We start from the raw sequence: 22,519 nt of genomic DNA on the forward strand, positions 1-22,519 counted from the left end.
GAAGCGCAAACGCCCGACTGAGGGCAGCCGGGCGTTTGCAGCCTTGCTCAGCCTTTTGTTCAGACCTGGCGGTAGATCACCGAGCCTTCCTCTTTGAAGCGCTGCGCCTGCTCCTTGAAACCCGCCTCGATGGCCTGGCTCTCCTCGGAAAGACCATTGACCTTTGCGTACTCACGTACTTCCTGGGTGATTTTCATCGAGCAGAATTTCGGCCCGCACATGGAGCAGAAGTGCGCGACCTTGGCCGAATCCTTCGGCAGCGTCTCATCGTGATAGCTGCGCGCGGTGTCCGGATCAAGACCGAGATTGAACTGGTCTTCCCAACGGAACTCGAAACGCGCCTTGGACAAGGCGTTGTCACGAATCTGCGCCCCGGGATGGCCCTTGGCCAAATCGGCAGCGTGAGCTGCAATCTTTTAGGTGATGATCCCGGTCTTCACATCATCCTTGTTCGGCAGGCCCAAATGCTCCTTGGGCGTCACGTAGCAAAGCATGGCGCAACCGAACCAGCCAATCATCGCCGCGCCGATGCCCGAAGTGATGTGATCGTAGCCCGGGGCAATATCCGTGGTCAGCGGGCCTAGGGTATAGAACGGCGCCTCGTCACAACACTCAAGCTGCTTGTCCATGTTCTCCTTGATCAGGTGCATCGGCACATGCCCCGGACCTTCGATCATGCACTGAACATCATGTTTCCAGGCAATCTTGGTCAACTCGCCAAGGGTTTCCAGCTCACCAAACTGCGCGGCATCGTTGGCGTCGGCAATCGAGCCGGGGCGCAGACCATCGCCCAGCGAGAAGCTGACGTCATAGGCCTTCATGATTTCGCAGATTTCTTCGAAATGGGTATAGAGGAAGTTTTCCTGGTGGTGCGCCAGGCACCACTTGGCCATGATTGAGCCACCGCGCGAGACAATCCCGGTCACCCGCTTTGCCGTCAGGGGCACATAACGCAGCAAGACCCCGGCATGGATGGTGAAATAGTCGACACCCTGCTCGGCCTGCTCGATCAAGGTATCGCGGAACAACTCCCAGGTCAGGTCTTCGGCAACCCCATTAACCTTCTCCAACGCTTGGTAGATGGGCACTGTGCCGATTGGCACTGGCGAGTTGCGAATGATCCACTCGCGGGTTTCGTGAATATGCTTGCCAGTCGACAAGTCCATCACCGTGTCCGAGCCCCAGCGAATGCCCCAGGTCAGCTTGGCGACTTCTTCTTCGATGGATGAGCCGAGCGCCGAGTTGCCGATGTTGCCGTTGATCTTCACCAGGAAGTTGCGCCCGATGATCATCGGCTCAAGTTCGGTGTGGTTGATATTGGCCGGGATAATTGCCCGGCCACGAGCGACTTCCTCGCGCACGAACTCGGCGGTGATCTGCTGAGGAATCGACGCGCCAAAGCTCTGCCCCGGATGCTGCTCTTTCAGCAAGCCAGCGGCGCGGGCCTCTTGCAGCTTGAGGTTCTCGCGGATGGCCACGTATTCCATCTCAGGCGTGATAATGCCCTGGCGCGCGTAGTGCATTTGGCTGACATTACGGCCTTCCTTGGCCCGACGCGGATTACGCACATGGGCAAAACGCATTTTGCCAAGTTCTTCATCAGCCAGGCGAAGTTGCCCGAAATGCGAACTCAAGCCCTCGAGTTGTACGGTGTCGTCACGGTCCAGGATCCACGGCGTGCGCACATCAGCCAAGCCCTTGCGCACATCAATCTGCACCTGCGGGTCGGTATAGGGGCCTGATGTGTCGTAGACCAATACCGGTGCATTGACTTCACCGCCGAAGTCAGTCGGCGTAACGTCCAGGCTGATTTCGCGCATTGGCACGCGGATATCGGCGCGCGAGCCCTCAACATAGATTTTGCGCGAGCGGGTAAACGGCTGAACTGATTGCAGGTCAACCTGGGCGGACTCACTGAGGTTCTTGTGGCTATTTTGTTGTTTTACGCTCATCGACGTCTCTCTCCTGAGATAGTTGTCGGAGCGAACATGAACGAGGGAGTGCTGGCGCGGGGCACCGAGACGGTGCACAGAGGACTCGCCGAGGCAATGGCGAGGACATCTTGTTCCCTACGCAGGCCTTAACCTGATCAGGTTCAACGGGATCCGGCGACAGCCAATCTCAGCCCCTCGATTAGGGCACCCCGACAAGAACATCGCCATTCTAATCAGCACGCCCGGGAAATCCAACCCGCCAGTCAAAATAAGCTGACCCACGCGTCGTTTTTCGACCCTGGCACTTGCAGCAGCCCTATTAAGCCACTGATCTATTTGCCTGCATCTTTCATTGCCTGCCGATCGATTCGTGACGCGGTAATAAAAGAAGTATTAAGATCCACAACAGTGCCTACACTGAGCTGTGAATTGTTGCGGTCAAGCAACATAGCTTGTTGCAAACTACACCCATGACGCTAATTGTCAGCCTTGACCCTCCCGTCAGCGACGCTTAGCCTTGTCGATTACTGCTAATTCTAGGAACACCCCTAATGTTGCGTAGACTTTCTCTGGCTGTCGCTGTTGCGTCCGCGATGACCGGTCAAGCTTGGGCTGCACAAGCTCCGACCACCGCAATGAATGACCTGATATCGGTATACCGCGAAGCTGCACAGAACAACGCTGATATCGCCGCTGCCCGCGCCGACTACCAGGCACGCCGCGAAGTCGTGCCGCAAGCACGTGCTGGGCTGCTGCCCAACCTGTCTGCTGGCGCCGAGCTCGCCGACACCCGCACCAAGCTTGATTCCCCGTCCTACACGGCGAACCGCAGCGGTACCGTGTACCAGGCTAACCTGAGCCAGCCGCTGTTCCGTGCCGATCGCTGGTTCCAGCTGCAAGCCGCCGAAGCAACAAGCGAAAAAGCTGCACTTGATCTCTCGGCCACCGAGCAGAACCTGATTTTGCAAAGCGCCGAGAGCTACTTCAACGTGCTTCGTGCGCAGGACAACCTGGCCTCGACCAAGGCTGAAGAAGCTGCGTTCAAACGTCAGCTGGACCAGTCCAACAAACGTTTTGATGTCGGCCTTTCGGACAAGACCGACGTACTCGAATCACAAGCAGGCTACGACACCGCACGAGCCAACCGGATCATCGCCGAACGCCAGGTTGACGACGCCTTTCAAGCGCTGACCACCCTGACCAACCGCGAATACCCGGCGCTTGAAGGCATGCGCCACACGCTGCCGATCCTGGCGCCAACGCCAAACAATGCCAAGGCCTGGGTCGATACTGCATCAGCACAGAACCTCAATCTGCTGGCCAGCAACTATGCCGTCGACGCAGCCAAGGAAACCCTCAGCCAGCGTAAGTCGGGCCACGCCCCAACGCTCGATGCGGTTGCCAGCTATCAAAAAGGTGACAACGACAGCCTGGGCTTCACCAACAGCGGCTTGAACAGCGGCATCCCGCCCTACAGCGGTGATGTCGAGCAAAGTTCGATTGGCTTGCAGTTGAATATCCCGATCTACAGCGGCGGCCTCACCAGCTCGCAAGTGCGTGAAGCCTACCAGCGTCTGGACCAAACCGAGCAACAGCGCGAAAGCCTGCGTCGCAAGGTGGTACAGGACACGCGCAACCTGCACCGCGCCGTGAACACCGATGTTGAAACGGTCAAGGCACGCAAACAGTCGATCGTCTCCAACCAGAGCGCGTTGGAAGCGACCGAAATCGGTTATCAGGTGGGTACCCGCAACATCGTTGACGTGCTCGATGCCCAGCGCCAGCTATACAGCTCGGTTCGCACCTATAACGATGCGCGTTACGACTACATCCTCAACAACCTGCGCCTGAAGCAGGCGGCAGGCACCTTGAGCCCAGCTGACCTGGAGGCGCTGGACACCTACCTGAAGCCAGACTACAACCCGGACAAGGATTTCCTGCCGCCGGATCTGGCCAAAGCAGCAGAAGCTCAGATGCAAGGCAATCCAAACTACTAAGCTTGGATTGCAGGTATAAAAAACCCGACATCAGTCGGGTTTTTTATACCTGCAGACAATCATTGAACCTTTATAAGTCGCTGCAAACTTGCCAGCAATCGCTGCAGGGCACCCTGATTCGCCCGCATCACCGACACACCTGCATCGCGCATCGCCTGCGCCTGCTCCGGCGCTTGCCACAACCGGCCAATCTCTCTGGCCAAGCCTGCAGCATCACTTACCTCAACCAGTGCGCCTGCCTGACGCAGTTGGTTGGCGATATCGAGAAAGTTGAACAGGTGCGGCCCACTTAATACAGGTTTGCCCAACGCCGCCGGCTCCAGCAGGTTATGCCCACCATTGGCCACCAGGCTGCCGCCAACGAATGCAACATCAGCCAGGGCATACAGGAAAAGCAACTCGCCCATGGTATCGCCCAGCAAAGTCTGATGTTCAGCCGTAACCTGCGCACCAGTCGAGCGCCGCTGAACCTGCAAGCCAGCGGCCTTGAGCTGCTCGTACACCGAATTGAAACGCTCGGGGTGGCGCGGCACTAAAATCAACAACGCATCAGGCCACTGCTGGAGCAGGCTCCGATGCGCCGCGATCATCTGCGCATCCTCGCCTTCATGGGTACTGGCGGCAATCCACAGCGGCCGCTCAAGTGCGCCCCACTCGGCTCGCAATGCCTGGGCCCGCTCCAGCAATGCCGGGTCTATGCTCAGGTCGAACTTGATAGAACCGGTCACCTCGACACAGTCGGGACGCGCACCCAACTGACGGAAACGCTCGGCTTCAACCGCAGTCTGCGTGGCAATCAGGCTCATCTGGGCCAGCATTGGCGCTGTCAGCCTGGAAAACCTTGCATAACCACGTGCCGAGCGCTCGGACAAGCGCGCGTTGGCCAGCGCCACCGGAATGCCGCGCCTGGCGCACTGGTTGATGTGGTTGGGCCACAACTCGGTTTCCATGATCACTGCAAGTTTGGGCTGCACCCTATCCAGAAACCGCGCCGCGACCCAAGGCAAGTCGTACCCCAAGTAACAGTGCTGAATGCGGCCTTGGTATTCGGCACCAGCGAACAGCGCCTGGATACGCTCCGAGCCGGTTGGCGTCATGCAAGTAATGGTAATCGGCAAGTCGGGGTAACGTGCCAGCAGCTCACGGATCATCGGCGCAGCAGCAATGCTCTCCCCCACAGAGACTGCATGCACCCAGATGCCACCGGGCTTGAGCGCAGGCAAAGCAAAGGAAAAACGCTCGCCGATTCGCAACGCATAGGCAGGAGCCTTGCGTGCCCGCAAGGCCAGACGCACAGCCACCAATGGCAGTCCGAGGTGAAATAACAAGGTATAAAGCAAACGATTCATTGGCGCTCGGCTTAGTCAATTTTGAACGGCGATCAGCTTATCAGAGGCTCAGCCAATTGCGCGCAGGTGCTCGGCGAAGCGATCCGCCAACCAACGCGCCGCCGGCCCCAGGGTTTCATCTCGCCGCCAGACCAACTCAACCACCAGCGGCGGCGGAGTCCAGTCACTGCTCAATTCAACCAAATGATTTTGATAGGTAGGGTACTGCACAACGTGACGCGGCAACCATGCCCAGCCCAGGTTGCGTATCAACAATTCGGCCATGGCGTAAAAGCTGTCGGCACGCCATACGGCTGGACTGATTTGCTCACCGCCGGGGTAACGGCTGCCCTGGAGCGCCATCAATAACTGCCTGTGACGAGCCAGTTCACGCCGGTCAACCCGCTTGAGCCCGGCAAGCGGGTGCCCGGCACCACAGACAGTGACCATCTCCACCGTGCCCAAGCGCTGACGTTCAAGGGTGTCAGGCATTTGTTCATGATGAAACAACAGGCCCAGGTCTGCACGGCGCTCCAGTAATTTGCGCGCAACCTCGCCTTGCGCACCACTCGCCAACTGAACCTCGATCAAGGGATACGCCTGCGAGAGCGCCTCCAGGCTATCAAGCACGGGTTGATAAGGCATGGCCTCGTCTTGCGCCAGGCGCAAACGCAATTCCTCGCCACGCACCAGGCCAAGCGCTCTTCCCTCCAGACGCTGGCATTGGCGCAACACCTCGCGCGCCTCCTCCAGGAGCACCGCGCCCTCTTCGGTTAAGCGTGGTTGTCGACCACTGCTGCGCTCAAACAGCAACACCCCAAGATCCGCTTCAAGCATCGCGATCGAACTACTTACGGCCGACTGGACCCGATTCATTTGCCGAGCCACGGCAGAGAACGACTGGCCCTCGGCAACACTCACAAATAACCGGATCTGCTCAAGATTCCATTGCACAACCTATCTCCATAACAGGCAGGTAATGACTTTATCCCATCAGCTTAATAACTAGAATAGCGCGCATTGAAGAGGAGACTGGATATGAGCGGATACCTTTACCTGGCAATTGCAGTGACGGCTGAAGTCATAGCGACAACATCAATGAAAGCCATTAGTGGCCTGAGCAAACCGCTGCCGCTGATCCTGGTGATTGTCGGCTATGCAATCTCCTTCTGGATGCTCAGCCTGGTGGTCAAGACCATTCCGGTAGGCATTGCCTATGCCGTTTGGGCAGGGCTGGGAATAGTGTTGGTCAGTATTGCCGCGACCTTTATCTACCAGCAACGCCTCGACCTTCCTGCCATGCTCGGCATGGGCTTGATTATCGCGGGCGTCATGGTGATTCAACTGTTTTCACAGTCCACAGGGCACTGATCCTCACGTACGAGCACGTCGAGAACCTTGGGCTGCCCATAGGTTTTCGGCGTAGCCAGGCAAGCTCAATCCGTCAGGCAGGTTATACTGGGCGTCTGATATTTTTGATGAGACGCGAGCATGCCCAACACTCTAAGCACAGACGTTCTAATCATTGGCGGCGGCATCGCTGGCCTCTGGCTGAATGCACGTTTGCGCAAAGAAGGTTTCGCCACCCTCCTGGTTGAAAAAGACAGCTTGGGAGGCGGCCAAAGCGTTAAATCACAAGGCATCATCCATGGCGGGGCCAAATACGCGCTGCATGGCGCCCTCACTGGAGCATCCGAGGCGATTGCCGATATGCCTAGACGCTGGCGCGAAGCGCTGGCAGGCACTGGCGAGCTGGGCCTCAGCGGTGTACGCCTACTCTCCGACGCTCACTATTTATGGTCACCAGGCACAATTGCCGGCAACCTCACCAGTTTTTTTGCCAGCAAGGCCGTGCGCGGACGCGTCGACCAGGTAAAAGGCGATCAACTGCCACCCGCGCTGCAACACCCCAAATTCAAGGGCAAGGTCTACCGCCTCGCCGAGTTGGTGCTGGACGTACCAAGCTTGATCACGCGCCTTGCTGAACTGGCGGGCGACAGCTTGCTTGCAGGCCAGACTATCGAGCCGATACTGGAATCTGGCAAGCTGGTTGGGCTGCGAGTTGATGGTCGCGAAATCCGCGCACAACGGATCGTCCTCAGCGCAGGCAGCGGTAATGAAGCGCTGCTCAAGGCCCTCGATATCAGCCAGCCTGCGCAACAGTTGCGCCCGCTGCACATGGTGCTAGTCAAAGGTCCGACCTTGAAACCACTCTACGCTCACTGCCTCGGCGGCGGCCCCAAACCTCGCGTCACTGTCACCACGCATCCGGCAGCGGACGGTCAGTGGGTCTGGTATTTGGGGGGCGACATTGCCGAAGGCGACGCGATAAACCGCGAAGCTGATGCGCAGATAAAAGCAGCGCAAAAGGAGCTTGGCGACTTACTGCCCTGGATTGATCTCTCTGACGCGCAGTGGTCAACCTTGCGCGTTGATCGTGCCGAGCCCGCGCAATCAGGCCTGGTACGCCCCGACAATGCATTTCTCGCGGAGTCAGCCCCCCTGCTTATTGGCTGGCCGACAAAACTGGCGCTTGCCCCAGACTTTGCTGACCGGGTGCTTGCAACGCTGGAACGCGATGGCATCCGACCGGGCTACCAACCCGAACTGCCGGAGCTGCCTCGCCCCGCCATCGCCCAGCCCGTATGGGAGACTTTGTTTTGACTCAAACGCTACATGGCCTGCACCGCCCGCTTGGCGCCACAGGCCTGATGGTTTCCCCGCTGGGCCTGGGCACCGTCAAGATCGGGCGCGACCAAGGCGTGAAATACCCTAATGGCTTTACCATTCCCGATGATGCCAGTGTGCGCAACCTGCTTGCCCTCAGCCAGGACCTGGGCATCAACCTGATCGACACGGCCCCCGCTTATGGCACCAGTGAAACGCGCCTGGGTCCCTTATTGCGTGGCCAGCGCCAGGATTGGGTGATTGTCAGCAAGGTCGGTGAAGAGTTTGAAAACGGCCTGTCGTATTTTGACTTCAGCCCGGCGCACACGCGCCTGTCAGTGGAACGCAGCCTGCAACGCCTGGAAACCGACTATATTGATATGCTGCTGGTACATTCTGACGGCAACGACGTCTCGATACTCCGCGACAGCGGTATTTACCTCGCACTTTCAGAGTTGAAGCGTGAGGGCAAGATTCGTGGTTTCGGCTTATCCGGAAAAACCGTTGAAGGCGGCCTATTGGCACTGGCCGATGGCGATTGCGCAATGGTGACCTATAACCTTAACCAGCAAGACGAACGACCTGTACTGGATTACGCCCAGCAACACAGCAAGGGCATTCTGATCAAAAAGGCACTGGCCAGCGGCCATGCATGCCTGGCCCCGGGCGAAGACCCTGTGCGCGCAAGCTTCGAGTTGATATTTGCGCACCAGGCTGTTTCCAGTGCCATTATCGGGACCATTAACCCGCAACATTTGACCGCTAACGTCGCAAGCGCAGCAGCAGTGATTCGAGACATCAACTGAAACACATGCTGCCTAGCTTATCGCTTGGGTAACAGTGAAGTTGTGGCAGTCTCTAGCCTCTAGAGCCGTCACCCACTGCATTGGGGCTAACCGCATAGGAGTTGAGATGTCGCGCACCTTGATCAGCAAAGACCCTGGCAACTTTAAAACCCTGCCATTGCGTGTCGAAGCCACTCCCGACGGACTGACCTACCAGGGTTACGGATGGCCGCTCAACTTCGATGAAATGCTTGAGCGCCGAAAAGACGTAGATATCACCGACCCGCAACGTTTTTCGGTGGAACTGGCCAACCTTGGCGTTTCAGTGCGCCTGACACTGAACTGGCAAGGCCGGGAGTACTGGGTCTTGGTCCGCCAACGCCGCCTCGATCGGGGCGATGTCGTGCTCAAGCTGATATCGGGTTATGTTCCGGCTCACGAAATCAACCTGCCGCTGCTCACCGCCATTCAAGAAGTCGCGGAGGAATGCCTGCTGGAAACGCCGGAAGGCTGGCTCAGCGGCCGGTTTGGCGACACCTGGCTACCTGCCCCCTATCAGGGCACCCTGCATTATCGCGAAGCAGTCAACTTTAGTTTAAGCCCGCTTTCCGGCGCTGCTCGTCCGGTGCAGTGCGGCAACCTGAGATTACTGGAGCGCCCTCGCGCGTACGTACACCTCCCGACCGCTTCATTGCAGTTGGTTTACGACCTCAAGCTGGAATTGCCAAGAGAAGCTAAGCACCTGAGCCTGTTCCATGTCGATGAATGCCTTGAAGACGGCAAGTTGGTTGCACGCTTGCAGCGCACCCGGCCCGACCTGTTCCTGATTCCCCTGGAGCAAGGCCGCCCAACCGGCGAGCTGTACACCTTGCGCAAAGGGGTGCTCAAAGCCGCATCGACTCGCGGCATTTGGCTGGCCGAGAGCTTTGCCCCCCAGGACGGCTGGGTGGTACGAGACTCGCACATTCACTGGAAGGACTGGCTGCAGCAGCAAAAGCTGCAAGCAAAAACCAAACACGCGCCTAAAGCCGCAACCAGCGACATCCCCAACAACCCGCCACTCAAGGCAGCAGCTCATGCATAGAATCGTGCAAGCATGCAGCTACTTCAGTTCTGACGAAGTCTTGCCCAGCAAGCGACGGGCGATTATCAATAGCTGAATCTGTTGGGTGCCCTCGAAAATATCCAGGATTTTTGAGTCTCGCGCCCATTTTTCCAGCAACTCATCCTCGCCGTAACCCAGGGCACCGACCAACTCCACGCACGTCAAGGTCACTTCATTGGCCATTCGTCCGGCCTTGGCCTTGGCAATGGAAGCTTCTTTCGAGTTGGCAATCCGGTTGTCTGCCATCCATGCGGCTTTAAGGGTCAGCAATCGGGCAGCTTGCCAGTTGGCTTCGAGCTCGTATAACCTGGCTTCGGCATGACTGACGCTCAGTAGCGGCGCGGAGTAATCAAGCGGACAGCTTTTCCCGAGTAACTGCCGAGTACGATCAAGCGAGGCCTTGGCCACCCCAATGGCCATGCCGGCAACCAACGGCCGGGTGTTGTCAAAGGTTTCCATGACCCCGGCAAAACCCTTCTCGACATCAACTTCAGGCCGCCCCAACATGTTGCTGGCTGGCACCCGACAATCGTTGAAGCTGATGGATGCCGTGTCCGAAGCCTTGATACCGAGTTTTTTCTCCAGCCGCGTCACAGTCATGCCCGGCGTACCCTTTTCAACCACGAAGGACTTGATTGCCGCACGGCCAAGGGCCTTGTCCAGCGTGGCCCAAACCACTACCGCATCGGCGCGCTCGCCCGAGGTGACGAAAATCTTTTCACCATTGAGCACATATTCGTCACCCAGCTTTGTTGCAGTTGTGTGGATGGCAGCGGAATCCGAACCACAGCCTGGCTCAGTAATCGCCATTGCAGCCCAAACGCCCTTGAAGCGCTCAAGCTGCTGAGGGTTTGCCACTGCGGCTATCGCGGCGTTACCCAAGCCTTGGCGGGGCATCGCCAGCAACAAGCCGACGTCCCCCCAGCACAGCTCCATAATGCCCAGCAGGGCAGCCATATTGCCGCCGTTTTGGTTGGCATGATCCTGGTTGCCAACGCTACGCTTGCTGGCCGAGGTGGCTCCCACGGCCTCAGGCGAGCTGGCGTTCATTCCATCAAGCAACCCGGCGAGCAGATCCAGCTCACGCGGATAACTGTGTTCGGCTTTATCGTACTTGCGCGAGATTGGCCGGTAGTAACGCTCGGCGACCTGGTGAGCCTGGCTTACCAGCCCGCTGAATTTCTTCGGGATATCGAGGTTCATTGTCATTCCTCCAGGCAAAGTGGCCGGGACATGGCTGTCACTGGCTAGATCTGCAATCCACCCTTGAGCAGGGAGATGGCGCGAATGTCTCGATACCAGCGCTCTACTGGATGCTCCTTGGTAAACCCGTGCCCACCCAGCAACTGCACCGCGTCGGTAGCAATTTTCATCGATTTTTCGGCGCACAGGAGCTGGCTCAGGTAACTGGCCTGATGAAAAGGCTTGCCACGCTCAGCCCTCGAACAGGCGTTCCACACCATAAGTCGCATGGCGTCGATCTCGATTGCCATGTCGGCGATCATAAATGCCACCCCTTGACGGTGGCTGATCGGCTCGGCAAAGGCGACCCGCTCGTTGCAGTAGCCAATAACGTAGTCCAGGGCCGCCTGGGCGGTGCCTACCGCCAACGCAGACCATGCCAGGTCGGCATAATCGAGGAAGCCCTCATAATTGAAATCCTGGGCACTCAAGCGTGCCTCAAGCGGTACTTTCACCGCATTTAACTGCACCCTGCAGGTACGGGCTGCCTTCAAGCCCATCGCCGGCTCGGCTTTACGCTGGACGCCCTTGCTAGCGGCCTCGACAATAAACAGCGCAGGCCCGCGCGCGGCCTGCGCAGCGACAATCAAGTGGCTGGCATCAAGGCCAGCAACCACCAAGCACTTCTCGCCCCTGAGCACATAATGCTTGCCCTTGCGGCGGGCTCGGGTCGTCAGCTTGCGTGGGTCAAACAAGGGGTAAGGTTCATTGAACGCTATCGCCATACGAGGTCGGTCATTGTTGGCGAGAAAGCGTGGCAACCAGCACCGCTGCTGCTCGACCGAGCCCCAGCGGTGAATACAGTTGGCGCTGGACAATGGCACCAGCATAGTCGCGGCTAGGGATAAATCACCCTTGGCGAGTGCTTCGGCCATCAACGCATTGGTCAGTGCCGTACGCTCGCCCGCCATACCGCCGTCAAGCTCAGGCACCGCATAATGAACCAGGCCCAGCTCATCCATTTGCGTGAGTAACTGCGGTGCGACTGCCGCCTGCTCATCAGCCTCATGGGCCGCAGCGCGCAACACCTCGCTGGCGAAGCCTTCAAGCATCTCCACCAGCATTTCCTGCTCATCCGACAAGGACAGGTCAAAGAGTGCGCTCGAATCCTGCAAGGCCAGACGGGGCTGGATTTTGGTGGAGCGTCGCGCGGCAAGCTTGAAACCTGCTCGCGCACTGCTGTAAACCAAGGTTTCGAAAGGTTTGCGTAACTTCAGGTAGTCGGGCCAGTCAGCCTGGGCGGAGCGATTAAGCAACGCCAGGGCATGGCCATTAACAGTCGATGGCATGGCATCACGCTCCTTGAGCGATGAATGATGCCGAAGATCATGCCGCTAGGCGGATAGCCAGACCATGACCGCACAGCCAGTGGCCAGTGGCGATGGAGCCAGTGGCCAGTATTGCGCAGCTTAACGATTACGAATCTTGTCCACTATTGCGGTGGGGGAGCTGTTCTCGACCAGGCCCAGCACCTTAACTCCCCCACCATAGGCGGTGACGATATCAGCGCCGACGACTTTATCAATGGAGTAATCGCCGCCCTTGACCAGGACATCCGGCTGAACCAGCTTGAGCAGGTTTTCAGGGGTGTCTTCTGTAAAGCTCACCACCCAGTCAACAGCACCCAGCCCCGCCAGCACTGCCATGCGTCGATCAACCGAGTTTATCGGCCGGCCCGGCCCTTTGAGTCGGCTGACAGAGGCGTCGTCATTAACTGCCAACACCAGGCGGTCACCCTGGGCCCGCGCCTGCTCCAGGGAGGTCACATGCCCGGCATGAAGTATATCAAAGCAGCCGTTGGTGAAGACTATTTTCTCTCCGTGGGCGCGTGCATCTTCGATTGCAATAAGCAGTTGGTCGGGCCGCATCACGCCACGCTCGGAACCTTGCTCGCGCTGCACCGCACGGCGTAATTCAGGTGCACTGATAGCGGCCGTGCCGAGCTTGCCAACAACGATGCCAGCGGCCAGGTTGGCCAGTGCCACTGCCTGTGGCAACTCTTCGCCAGCTGCAATAGAGGCTGCCAGGGTTGATATAACAGTGTCGCCCGCGCCGGTGACATCAAATACTTCACGCGCACGAGCGGGAAGGTGCAAGGGAGCAAATTGTGGACGCAACAGCGTCATGCCATGCTCACCGCGAGTAACCAGCAAGGCCCCAAGCTCCAGCTCCTGCATCAGCTTGGCGCCTTTGCTTACCAACTGGGCCTCATCGGTACAAATGCCAACAATCGCCTCGAACTCACTGAGGTTCGGCGTGATCAGGCTGGCACCTCGATAGACTGAAAAATCCTTGCCTTTCGGGTCAGCCAATACTGGAATGCCACGCTTGCGCGCAAGCTGGACCAGGGCTTGATGATTTCTCAGCGCGCCTTTGCCGTAATCGGACAGCACCAGCACCTTGACCCCATCAAGCAGCGCATCGACATCCTTGGCCAATGCATCGGAGTCGGTATTGAACAGCTCTTCGAAATCCATGCGCAGCAATTGCTGGTGTCGGCTCATGACCCGCAGTTTGACTATGGTTGGCTGGTCATGGATACGCTGAAAACGTGTCTTGACACCAACGCAGCTCAAGCTGGCGCTGAGGCTGTCGGCGGCTTCATCTTCGCCAGTGACACCCACCAGTGTGGCAGGCGCGCCCAGCGCGGCAATGTTCAAGGCAACGTTGGCCGCACCGCCCGGGCGGTCTTCAATTTGATCAACCTTGACTACTGGCACCGGCGCTTCGGGAGATATCCGCGAGGTTCCGCCATGCCAATAACGGTCGAGCATGACATCGCCCACAACTAAAACCGGGGCTTGTTCAAAACGTGGCATGGACAACTTCATTTGGACTCCGAGGGCCTTCGATGGCGGTCGATAGTTTATCAGGCGTGATCGAGTGGTGCGTTTTCATCCAGACCCAAGGCATGCAAACGGGCGTAGTAACCGTTCAATGCCAGGAGTTCGACATGGGTGCCCCGTTCCACAATCTGCCCCTGATCCATAACCAAGATAAGGTCTGCTTTTTCAATCGTCGATAACCGGTGGGCAATCACCAAGGTCGTGCGTCCTTTCATCACACGGTCCAGCGCCGCCTGGATATGTCGCTCCGACTCGGTATCCAGTGCAGAGGTGGCTTCATCAAGCACCAGTACCGGCGAGTCCTTGAGCAAGGCCCGGGCAATAGCCAAACGCTGGCGTTGGCCTCCGGAAAGCAGGACACCATTTTCGCCCACTTCGGTATCGAGCCCCTGGGGAAGCTTGTCGACAAACTCCTTGGCGTACGCCGCTTCCACAGCCTGTTCAATCGCTTCACGCGGTGCGCCAGCCAAATCGCCATAGGCGATGTTGTTGGCAACGGTGTCGTTGAACAATGTGGTCTGCTGGTTCACAAAGCCGATGTGGCGGCGCAGGTTGCGCAGCTTGTAGTCCTCGACATCGACGCCGTCGAGCAGGATTTGTCCGCTTTCATGATGATAGAAGCGTGGAATCAGGTTTGCCAGGGTCGATTTACCACTGCCGGAACGTCCGACCAAGGCGACCATTTGCCCGGGCTCGGCAGTGAAATTGATGTTCTGCAGCACCTGTTTCTCGGCACTGGGGTATTTGAAGTTGAGATCCTTGATCTCCAGACGGCCGATGGCTTTGTCGACTTCGTAGGTACCGGTGTCAACCTCGGGCGCCTCATCCAACTGCTCGAAGATACTGTCGGCAGCCGCCAGGCCTTTCTGGATGGTGGCGCTGACCTCTGACAGCTGGCGGATCGGCTTTTGGAACAAGCCGGCAGCCGTGATGTAGGCGACCAAGTCCCCCGCAGTTGCATCACCGCGCAGATATAGAACCAAGAACAACAAAACAGCCATGGCGATGTAGATGACCAACTGCAGCATTGGGGTATAGACCGCTCCGGTCTTGGTCATTCTCAGCTGCTTGAGGGTGTTGTCGCGACTTGCAGTCTCAAAACGGGCGGACTCATAGGTTTCCCCACCGAAACTGCGAACCACCCGATAGCCCTGAATGGTTTCCGAGGCCACGTGAGTGACGTCGCCCATTGCAACCTGGATCTTCTTGCTTTGCTTGCGGAATTTTTTGCTGGCACTGCTGACCATCACCGCGATGACCGGCAAGATCGCGAGCATGACCAACGTGAGGTGCCAGTTCATCCACAGCAAATAGCCGAACAGGAACACCACGGTCAGGCCTTCGCGAATCACGACCTTGATCGCATCCGTCGCGGCCCCGGTAACCATGGTTACATTGAAGGTGATCCGTGAAATCAGGTGGCCCGAGTTATGACTGTCAAAATAACGATTGGGCAAGCTCAGCAGGCTGTTGAACAATGAAGTGCGCAGGGCATGGACCAGGCTCAGAGAGACCTTGGCCAGATAGAAGTTACCCAGAAACGAACCCAGGCCCTGCCAGGCGGCAATCAGAACTATCAATAGCGGCACTGCCTGCAACAGCTGCAGGTCTTGCAGGTAAGGCACGCTGGGAAAGAGCACCACCTGTGGATTGGACAAGCCATCAACGAAATACTTGAGAATCCCGGCAAGCATGGGCTGAGTCGAGGCAAAAATCACATAGCCAAGGATGCTCAGGCTAAAGTAGCCAATGTAAGGTTTTACATAGCTCAGTAGGCGAAAATATATTTTCAGACTGGTTGAGGCAGGAGTTTTAACGCTCATAGGGCTCGACGCACCGGTAGGATAAAAAAGTATATCACAGGCCCTCTATGTCTCGAGATGCACCTGTACTGCACGCATAAAACTGATCACAAATCAGCACATAAAGCCTACAAAAGCTCCATCTTCTGGGCAGATGAATTATGCTACGCGCCTTTCTAACAACCCCGTCCTGACAATGCAATCTACCTCGACAGCAAAAATAAGTGCAGGTGCACGGCTACATACGCTGGTTGAGCAGTACTGGATACCGCTTGGCTACATGGTGCTGCTGACCGGGCTGATCTGGGTGTCCGACACCAGTCTCTATACCAAGCTGTACTACGGTCTATTTGCGTTCCCTGCACTGCTGGGGCTGGTATTGAGACCGCGCTATATAAAGCAGTTGCTGCGCGAGCCTATCGTTATTTGCTTTGTGCTGTTTTCGGCCTGGGTGCTGATCAGCCTGGGCTGGAGCCTCACCGACTCCAGCCCCTCAAGCGTAGCAAAACGTCCCGTGTACGTACTGATGCTGTTTGTCGGATGCGCAATGATGGCGTGCCGGGATGAACAACTGTTGCTCAAGGCATTACAGTTCAGTGCGATCATCATGGCCATTGGCGCCGTGGTGAACCTGATCCAGTTTTTGCCGAACGCCAGCACTAGTGCCCGCCTGATCGGTACTGGCGCCATGCGCAACCCATTGCTTTCATCCCACGTATTCGGCTTCTTCTGCACCTACTGGCTAGCCTTTTGGGTCACACAACAAGGTCGATTCAACCGCTTTAGCATCCTTCTGGCCTTGCCATTGCTAGCAGTTCTGATCGAAACCGGATCGAGAACCCCCTTGATGGCGCTTTTTGCCGTAACCATCTGGCTGATGCTGATATCGGGTAAGAAAGGCCTTTATCTGTTTCTCGCTGTCTGCCTGGCGGGCGCCGCACTGTACTTTTTCCTACCCGGCACACTGATGTCCCGAGGCTTTTCCTACCGCCCGGAAATCTGGCAGCAAGCCCTGGCCATCGCCCAAGAGAAGCTCTGGCTGGGCCACGGCTATCAAAGTGAGTTCATTTTCAACGCCGGCGGACGCAAGCTGGAAGACCCGCACAATGTCGAACTGGCGGTATTGCTCGATACCGGCCTGATCGGGCTGACACTCTGGTTTGCCATGTACGCCGCGCTGTTACGCAAGACGGTGGAACTGCGGCACGACAAGACCATTCAACTGGTGTCTGCCCTGGCCTGTTATGGGGTGTTCGCCGGACTCACCGAGGGCAGCGCCTTTCTTTCCAGGCCTAACGAGAACTGGTTTCTGACCTGGATTCCGGTTGCGCTTTTTGCTGCCTTGTCTATTCGCCAACGTATGCAGGCCCCAGCATGACCACGCTGACGCAAGCACAACTGAAGGCAAGACTGGAAGGCTCGAAAACCATTGAGGAAGATGGCCATGGCCTGAAGGTCGCAGAACTTGCCGACGGCAGCTTCCTCAAGCTGTTTCGACGCAAGCGCCTGCTCTCCTCTGCATTATGGGCGCCGCCCTCGGTACGTTTCGCCCGTAATGCCGAGCGCTTGATCGCACTGGGTATTCCAGCGCCAGTAACCCTGGAGCTAATCCTGGTTCCGGAGCTGGAACTCAACGGCCTGCGCTACGAGCCCGTTGCCGGTGTCACCCTGCGCAACCACTGGCGCGAACTCAATCCAGAGCAACTGGAAGAGCAACTGTTCAAGTTCGGTACCTTTCTCGGCCGCGTGCATCTGTCCGGGATCTACTTCCGCTCCCTGCACCTGGGAAATGTCTTGAGCATGCCCGATGGCCAGTATGCGCTGATTGACGTGTCCGACATGAAGATATTCTCGCGACCGCTCTCGGCGTGGCAGCGCGCGCGCAATGTCCAGCACCTGCTGCGCTATCAGGAAGACGCCACCTGGCTGGCCAATGAGCACCAGGCAACACTGCTACGCGGTTATGCCCAAAGCGCCGGGCAATCTGCTGCCGCACAATTAGCCCAGGCCTTTGCCAGGCATAGACAGCGCGTCAGTTAAGCCGCGCTGCCCAATCGGCAATTCAGGCGGGCATCAGGTAACGGCCAAATGCACGCAGCGTCTTGGTGTTCCAGGCACTGACGGGCAAACGCCTGATAAGCTCCCGGGCCAGTTTTTTATCTGTGCGAGCACACCTGACCAACATGGAGTTGATAAAGCGATTACAAACGTACGGATAGCGCGGGTGATCGCTAAAGCAGGCGTATGTGGCCAGGACGTTATCAATCATGAATCGCAAGTTTTTATAGGTATTGGTGTCGTGCATCCGGTATTGCGCCAAGACTTCCTGCAACACATCGATATAGTAGCCAGCCTGGGTAATCTTCAGCTCGATATACAGGTCTTCAAGGCGGATTTCCGGGTTAAAGCCGCCAACCTTCTCCAGCGCTTCACGGCGAAACAGCAAGGTGGGCGCAGGCGCAATCGGTTCGGTCTTGAGAAATACTGCGTCAAAATCCATACGCCTTGCAGCACGAATGCGCTGCCTTTCCCTTACCCGCCCATGGCTGTCTATTTTTTCGATATTACCCGCGCAGATGCCAGCCTCGGGCGCCGTTGCCATATGGGCGACCTGTAACGCTATGCGCTCGGGAAACATGATGTCGTCCGAGCCAAAAGGCGCGATAAGGCTACCCTTGGACAAGGCGATGGCCTGATTCAAGGTTCTTGAGAGCCCTTGGTTCTGTTGTGCCTTGAAATAGAAGCCGTGCTGCTGTTGCAATGCGCTAATGCGCTCGACGCTATCATCGCTTGAGCCGTCATCTATAACCATCAGCTCGATATTTGGATAGGTCTGGGCCAATACACTCTTGATGCTTTCTTCGATGTACTGGGCATGGTTGTACGAGGCGATGATCACCGTAACCAAAGGGGATTCAAGCAACTTATCCATGGGGTAAAGCCTCTGTAATGCTTATCTGTTCGATCAAATCTCGGTAGTGTTGCTGATAGTCAGCGATAGAGTGAGACCGACACACGTAGGCATAGGCACTACTCCCCTTGGCTTGCAACTCCTCGGCGGACAGGGATAACACCTTCTCCATCTGCTCAGCCAACGCCGGGACATCCTTGACCGGGAACAGATAGCCCTGGCTATCTTCAAGAATGGATTTGAGGCTGTCGATATCAGAGCCGATCACCGTCAAATGCCCAGCCATTGCCTCAAGCATCGCCAGTGGCAAGCCCTCGGAAAGCGAAGGCATCATAAAGACGTCAAAGGCCTTAACGTATTGCTGTGCATCGTTGCGGTCACCGACAAGATGCACGCGCCCTTGCAACCCCAGGCGCTCGATGCCGTGCTCCAGTTCAGCCCGCGTGCGACCTTCACCGATAATCACTAGCTGCGCATTCGGGTGGTCATCCTTGATCAGGGCGAACGCTTCTAGCAGATAGATATGCCCCTTGACCGGAACCAGGCGGCCGATGGCACCGAAGATGAACGGATCTGGCGCAATCCCCAGCGCCTTCCGCGCCTGCTGGCGCGACAACTGGATGCTTTCAGCGCGCTGAATATCAATTGCGTTGTCAATCCTCAGGGTATTGGCCGCTGTAAAGCCGCCACCGCAATTGAGCAGGTATTCATATACGGCGCGGGAAACCGCCACAATCCGCCAGTTTCCAGTCAAGAGCCTGCGCGTTTCCCAGCGCCGGTAGGCGCGGTCGAAATCGCCAACGCCATGCTGGACGCCAATGCAAAGCGAAATGTTCAACCAACGGTTGAGCAGCATCAGCAGGCTTATTGGCTTGAATCGATGGGCAATCACCACATCGAATGACTCGGCACGGCAGAATGCATACAACCGGAACAAGGCCTTGAGACGCAACCCTTTGAGCTGCGACTGGCTGAGATCAAAGTAAACCGTGCGAGATGCGACGCTCTGCACTGGCGCTTCGCTTGGAGCGCTCGACAGAAAGGCATTGACCACTTCGACCCGATCCGTCGGCAGACCCTGAATGATCTGCTCAGCCAAGCCTGAAATACCTATGTTGTAGCTGCCCTGCAATTGTAGAACCTTGAGTCTGCGCGACATTAACGCCCTCTCAGCAAGAGCTTCAGTGCCTTGCGGGTATAAGACCAATTTGTTATTAGACGCCAGTCTGCTTGTAGCGCTTTGCGGTAGAAACCCAGGCTGGCTTGCCGCTCGCCGGCACTGTAGAAGGTGCGGAACAATGAAGCACAACGCTGAGCAGTGAAGCTGCGCTTCAAGTCCTGTAGCTCAGCCGGCATGCGAACCGGATCGAACACTTCGTCGACCAGCGTCAGCCCGGTTTCATACGCAAACTTCAAGTTATGCCTCAAGCTCGTCGGGTGCTTATAGATAAACGCCAGGGGCTGGTCCAAGGCCGTACAGGGAAAGCGCGCCAACACCTGGGCAAATACCGGGATATCCTCGGCACTGCGAAATGTTTCGGGATAGTTGCCTGGCGCAAAGACCTCGCGATGCATGGCGCAGGCACCATTGCTCACAGCAATGGTTTTCTTTATCAGGTAGCCGGAGACACGTTCACGGGCGGTACGGGGAATGACTGGCGCCCGGCGCTGACGACGCTTGCCGTCGACAGCCACTGACCAGAACCCGCCAATGACCATGCGCGTCTCGGGATTGTCCTGGATATGCTCGGTCAAGGCCGACAGGGCTCCGGGCGCCATTTCATCATCGGCATCAAGGAAGACCAGGTACTGGCCGGTGGCTTGCTTGATTCCAAGGTTGCGCACAGAAGCCAATCCACCATTGGCCTTGCTCACAATCCGAAAACGCCCCTGGTTTTGAGCCAGTAACTGTTCGAGCACCTGCAAGGTATGATCAGTGGAACCATCGTTTATCACCAGCAGGTCGGCGGCGGCTTCGCCAAGCTGCGAGACCACCGACTCGACTGCCCGCGATATCTTCTCCGCGTAGTTATACGCAGGGATGATCACGCTGATCAGGGGCTCAGACATCGTCGAACCAGTCCACGCCGTCTTTGACAACCAGGATATCCTCCATGATCAGGTACTGCAGATCCGAACCATAGAACATGTTGAGCGCGTCGGTTGGCGAGCAGATCATGGCCTCGCCGCGCCGGTTCAGCGAGGTGTTCAGTGAAACGCCGTTGCCGGTGAGGTTTTCCAGCTCTTTCATCATGTCGTAGTAACGCGGGTTGTATTCACGCTTGAGCACCTGAGCGCGTGGAGTACCGTCTTCGTGAACCACTTCAGAGACCCGGGTTTTCCACTCTTCATTGACTTCAAAGGTGAAGGTCATGAAGGGCGAAGGATGATCGACCTTGAGCATCTGCGGGCCCACGGTATCCAGCATCGACGGGCAGAATGGGCGCCAGCGCTCACGGAACTTGATCTGTTCGTTAATCCGGTTGGCCACACCGGCAATGCTCGGGCAACCGACAATGGATCGTCCGCCCAGTGCACGCGGACCAAACTCCATGCGGCCCTGGAACCAGGCCACTGGATTGCCCGCGACCATGATCTTGGCGATGCGCTGGGGCATGTTGTCGATGTGCTTGAAAACCGGCTTGGTCGGATGACGCGCACAGGCCGCAATGACATCTTTATTGGAGTAAGACGGCCCGAGGTAGACGTGTTCCATCTTCTCGACCGGCACACCCCGCTGGGTCGACACATAAGCCGCAGCGCCAACCGCGGTCCCCGCATCACCAGCTGCTGGCTGCACGAACAGTTCCTTGACCTCAGGACGAGCGATGATTTTCTGATTGAGCTTCACGTTCAAGGCGCTGCCGCCAGCAAAGGCAATCTTGCCGGTTTCCTTGATGATGTCACCCAGGTAGTAATCCATCATCTGCAGCGCCAGCTTCTCAAACAGTGCCTGAATGCTGGCGGCATAGTGGATGTATGGGTCATCCGCGATATCGCCTTCTCGCTTTGGACCAAGCCAGTCGATCAGCTTTTGCGAGAAGTAGAAGCCCTTGCCGTTTTCCTTGTAGCGGCGCAGGCCAATCACGTTGGCGTACTCGGTGTTGATCACCAGTTCGCCGTTTTCAAAGGACGCCAGGCGCGACAAATCGTACTTGGATGCGTCGCCATAAGGGGCCATGCCCATGACCTTGAACTCACCATCAAGCATTTCAAAGCCAAGGAACTCGGTCATGGCGCCATAGAGGCCGCCGAGCGAGTCCGGATCAAAGAATTCTTTGATTTTGTGGATCTTGCCGTTCTCGCCATAACCGAAGAAAGTCGTAGCGTATTCGCCCTTACCATCAATGCCGAGGATCGCCGTTTTCTCGGTGAACCCGGAGCAGTGATAGGCGCTGGAAGCGTGGGCCAAATGGTGCTCCACGGCTTCGATCTTGACCTTCTTCAGGTCAAAGCCAAGCTGTTCCAGACACCACTTGATCTTGTTGCGGTAGCGCTTGTAGCGACGGTTGCCGGTCAGGATCGCATCCAGTGCGCGATCCGGCGCATACCAGTAGCGCTTGGCATAGTGCCAACGTGCCTTGTCAAAAATGCTGATCGGCGCAAAGGGAATGGCGACGACATCAACATCAGACGGCTTGATCCCCGCTTGTTCAAGACAGAACTTTGCCGATTCATAGGGCATGCGGTTTTTTGCATGCTTGTCTCGCACGAAGCGCTCTTCTTCTGCAGCTGCGATCAACTTGCCGTCGATATACAGTGCAGCCGATGGGTCATGGCTCAGTGCGCCAGATAATCCAAGAATCGTCAGTGCCACAGGGTAAACCTCTTGAAATCTGCCGCGCAGAACAAAGCGCGGCGCAAAATTTATTTACATAGCCTTGATGGCTACTTACACCAGC

Annotated in this window: 17 protein-coding genes, 1 pseudogene and 1 riboswitch; of the genes and pseudogenes, 7 read left to right on the forward strand and 11 right to left on the reverse strand. The window is 57.1% G+C overall.

The window, feature by feature from the left end; translation table 11 throughout:
- Positions 1 to 59 precede the first annotated feature (59 nt).
- Positions 60 to 1,952, reverse strand: a pseudogene (gene thiC, locus PSES9_RS23750) (phosphomethylpyrimidine synthase ThiC).
- A gap of 97 nt (positions 1,953 to 2,049) precedes the next feature.
- Positions 2,050 to 2,156, reverse strand: a riboswitch (TPP riboswitch).
- Positions 2,157 to 2,485: 329 nt separating this feature from the next.
- Between thiC and PSES9_RS0115460 the strand changes: the two are divergent.
- Complete coding sequence (locus PSES9_RS0115460) at positions 2,486 to 3,931, forward strand: TolC family outer membrane protein (protein ID WP_010488436.1); 1,446 nt, start codon at positions 2,486 to 2,488, stop codon at positions 3,929 to 3,931.
- 59 nt (positions 3,932 to 3,990) lie between these two features.
- On the opposite strand, the gene waaA is transcribed toward PSES9_RS0115460, so the two are convergent.
- Together waaA and PSES9_RS0115470 are read right to left on the reverse strand one after the other, a co-directional pair.
- Entirely contained in the window at positions 3,991 to 5,280 is a 1,290-nt protein-coding gene (gene waaA, locus PSES9_RS0115465) for a lipid IV(A) 3-deoxy-D-manno-octulosonic acid transferase (RefSeq protein ID WP_010488438.1), read from the reverse strand.
- A gap of 48 nt (positions 5,281 to 5,328) precedes the next feature.
- Positions 5,329 to 6,213: a LysR family transcriptional regulator gene (locus tag PSES9_RS0115470; RefSeq protein WP_010488439.1), complete on the reverse strand. Its 885-nt coding sequence runs from the start codon at positions 6,211 to 6,213 to the stop codon at positions 5,329 to 5,331.
- Positions 6,214 to 6,297: 84 nt separating this feature from the next.
- Here PSES9_RS0115470 and PSES9_RS0115475 point away from each other — a divergent pair, with 84 nt between their 5' ends.
- The 4 genes from PSES9_RS0115475 to PSES9_RS0115490 all read left to right on the forward strand — a co-directional run bounded on the left by PSES9_RS0115475 (position 6,298) and on the right by PSES9_RS0115490 (position 9,795).
- Positions 6,298 to 6,630, forward strand: a complete 333-nt coding sequence (locus PSES9_RS0115475; protein WP_010488442.1) for a DMT family transporter — start codon at positions 6,298 to 6,300, stop codon at positions 6,628 to 6,630.
- A 120-nt stretch (positions 6,631 to 6,750) separates the two neighbouring features.
- Positions 6,751 to 7,923 (forward strand): NAD(P)/FAD-dependent oxidoreductase, encoded by a 1,173-nt coding sequence (locus PSES9_RS0115480; protein ID WP_010488444.1) that lies wholly within the window; start codon positions 6,751 to 6,753, stop codon positions 7,921 to 7,923.
- Complete coding sequence (locus tag PSES9_RS0115485; protein WP_036988281.1) at positions 7,905 to 8,732, forward strand: aldo/keto reductase; 828 nt, start codon at positions 7,905 to 7,907, stop codon at positions 8,730 to 8,732. The genes PSES9_RS0115480 and PSES9_RS0115485 overlap by 19 nt, the downstream gene beginning before the upstream one ends.
- A gap of 106 nt (positions 8,733 to 8,838) precedes the next feature.
- A complete protein-coding gene (locus PSES9_RS0115490) occupies positions 8,839 to 9,795 on the forward strand; it encodes a hypothetical protein (RefSeq protein ID WP_010488449.1) in 957 nt (318 codons plus the stop codon).
- An 18-nt stretch (positions 9,796 to 9,813) separates the two neighbouring features.
- Here PSES9_RS0115490 and PSES9_RS0115495 read toward each other — a convergent pair whose 3' ends face one another.
- From PSES9_RS0115495 to msbA, 4 genes are all read right to left on the reverse strand, one after another.
- Positions 9,814 to 11,019 carry an acyl-CoA dehydrogenase family protein gene (locus PSES9_RS0115495; protein WP_010488450.1) on the reverse strand — a complete coding sequence of 402 codons (1,206 nt, stop codon included), beginning with the start codon at positions 11,017 to 11,019 and terminating at the stop codon, positions 9,814 to 9,816.
- Between the two features lie 44 nt (positions 11,020 to 11,063).
- Complete coding sequence (locus tag PSES9_RS0115500; RefSeq protein WP_010488452.1) at positions 11,064 to 12,347, reverse strand: acyl-CoA dehydrogenase family protein; 1,284 nt, start codon at positions 12,345 to 12,347, stop codon at positions 11,064 to 11,066.
- 120 nt (positions 12,348 to 12,467) lie between these two features.
- Positions 12,468 to 13,889 (reverse strand): bifunctional D-glycero-beta-D-manno-heptose-7-phosphate kinase/D-glycero-beta-D-manno-heptose 1-phosphate adenylyltransferase HldE, encoded by a 1,422-nt coding sequence (gene hldE, locus PSES9_RS0115505; protein WP_010488454.1) that lies wholly within the window; start codon positions 13,887 to 13,889, stop codon positions 12,468 to 12,470.
- A 38-nt stretch (positions 13,890 to 13,927) separates the two neighbouring features.
- Entirely contained in the window at positions 13,928 to 15,727 is a 1,800-nt protein-coding gene (gene msbA, locus PSES9_RS0115510) for a lipid A export permease/ATP-binding protein MsbA (RefSeq protein ID WP_010488455.1), read from the reverse strand.
- Between the two features lie 175 nt (positions 15,728 to 15,902).
- Here msbA and PSES9_RS25355 point away from each other — a divergent pair, with 175 nt between their 5' ends.
- Positions 15,903 to 17,084 (forward strand): O-antigen ligase family protein, encoded by a 1,182-nt coding sequence (locus tag PSES9_RS25355; RefSeq protein ID WP_238530397.1) that lies wholly within the window; start codon positions 15,903 to 15,905, stop codon positions 17,082 to 17,084.
- Entirely contained in the window at positions 17,081 to 17,746 is a 666-nt protein-coding gene (locus PSES9_RS25360) for a toluene tolerance protein (protein ID WP_010488460.1), read from the forward strand. Before PSES9_RS25355 ends, PSES9_RS25360 begins: the two co-directional genes overlap by 4 nt.
- A gap of 22 nt (positions 17,747 to 17,768) precedes the next feature.
- Here PSES9_RS25360 and PSES9_RS0115525 read toward each other — a convergent pair whose 3' ends face one another.
- From PSES9_RS0115525 to PSES9_RS0115540, 4 genes are read right to left on the reverse strand one after another with little or no spacing between them, the layout of a single operon-like run.
- Entirely contained in the window at positions 17,769 to 18,638 is an 870-nt protein-coding gene (locus PSES9_RS0115525) for a glycosyltransferase (RefSeq protein ID WP_010488462.1), read from the reverse strand.
- Positions 18,631 to 19,776: a glycosyltransferase family 4 protein gene (locus tag PSES9_RS0115530; protein ID WP_010488464.1), complete on the reverse strand. Its 1,146-nt coding sequence runs from the start codon at positions 19,774 to 19,776 to the stop codon at positions 18,631 to 18,633. The genes PSES9_RS0115525 and PSES9_RS0115530 overlap by 8 nt, the downstream gene beginning before the upstream one ends.
- Entirely contained in the window at positions 19,776 to 20,687 is a 912-nt protein-coding gene (locus PSES9_RS0115535) for a glycosyltransferase family 2 protein (protein ID WP_010488466.1), read from the reverse strand. The genes PSES9_RS0115530 and PSES9_RS0115535 overlap by 1 nt, the downstream gene beginning before the upstream one ends.
- Complete coding sequence (locus PSES9_RS0115540; RefSeq protein WP_010488467.1) at positions 20,680 to 22,434, reverse strand: carbamoyltransferase family protein; 1,755 nt, start codon at positions 22,432 to 22,434, stop codon at positions 20,680 to 20,682. Before PSES9_RS0115540 ends, PSES9_RS0115535 begins: the two co-directional genes overlap by 8 nt.
- Positions 22,435 to 22,519: the final 85 nt, after the last annotated feature.

The organism is Pseudomonas sp. S9 (assembly GCF_000222125.1).
In the GTDB taxonomy this organism is placed as follows: Bacteria; Pseudomonadota; Gammaproteobacteria; order Pseudomonadales; family Pseudomonadaceae; genus Aquipseudomonas; species Aquipseudomonas segetis.

Excerpts from the sequence above, each read along its gene's own strand:
- PSES9_RS0115485 (WP_036988281.1), top strand. The coding sequence starts at position 7,905 with ATGGGAGACTTTGTTTTGACTCAAACGCTACATGGCCTGCACCGCCCG.
- PSES9_RS25355 (WP_238530397.1), top strand. The coding sequence starts at position 15,903 with ATGCAATCTACCTCGACAGCAAAAATAAGTGCAGGTGCACGGCTACAT.
- PSES9_RS0115480 (WP_010488444.1), top strand. The coding sequence starts at position 6,751 with ATGCCCAACACTCTAAGCACAGACGTTCTAATCATTGGCGGCGGCATC.
- PSES9_RS25360 (WP_010488460.1), top strand. The coding sequence starts at position 17,081 with ATGACCACGCTGACGCAAGCACAACTGAAGGCAAGACTGGAAGGCTCG.
- PSES9_RS0115460 (WP_010488436.1), top strand. The coding sequence starts at position 2,486 with ATGTTGCGTAGACTTTCTCTGGCTGTCGCTGTTGCGTCCGCGATGACC.
- waaA (WP_010488438.1), bottom strand. The coding sequence starts at position 5,280 with ATGAATCGTTTGCTTTATACCTTGTTATTTCACCTCGGACTGCCATTG.
- msbA (WP_010488455.1), bottom strand. The coding sequence starts at position 15,727 with ATGAGCGTTAAAACTCCTGCCTCAACCAGTCTGAAAATATATTTTCGC.
- PSES9_RS0115475 (WP_010488442.1), top strand. The coding sequence starts at position 6,298 with ATGAGCGGATACCTTTACCTGGCAATTGCAGTGACGGCTGAAGTCATA.
- PSES9_RS0115490 (WP_010488449.1), top strand. The coding sequence starts at position 8,839 with ATGTCGCGCACCTTGATCAGCAAAGACCCTGGCAACTTTAAAACCCTG.
- PSES9_RS0115500 (WP_010488452.1), bottom strand. The coding sequence starts at position 12,347 with ATGCCATCGACTGTTAATGGCCATGCCCTGGCGTTGCTTAATCGCTCC.
- PSES9_RS0115495 (WP_010488450.1), bottom strand. The coding sequence starts at position 11,019 with ATGAACCTCGATATCCCGAAGAAATTCAGCGGGCTGGTAAGCCAGGCT.
- PSES9_RS0115530 (WP_010488464.1), bottom strand. The coding sequence starts at position 19,776 with ATGTCGCGCAGACTCAAGGTTCTACAATTGCAGGGCAGCTACAACATA.
- hldE (WP_010488454.1), bottom strand. The coding sequence starts at position 13,889 with ATGAAGTTGTCCATGCCACGTTTTGAACAAGCCCCGGTTTTAGTTGTG.
- PSES9_RS0115525 (WP_010488462.1), bottom strand. The coding sequence starts at position 18,638 with ATGGATAAGTTGCTTGAATCCCCTTTGGTTACGGTGATCATCGCCTCG.
- PSES9_RS0115535 (WP_010488466.1), bottom strand. The coding sequence starts at position 20,687 with ATGTCTGAGCCCCTGATCAGCGTGATCATCCCTGCGTATAACTACGCG.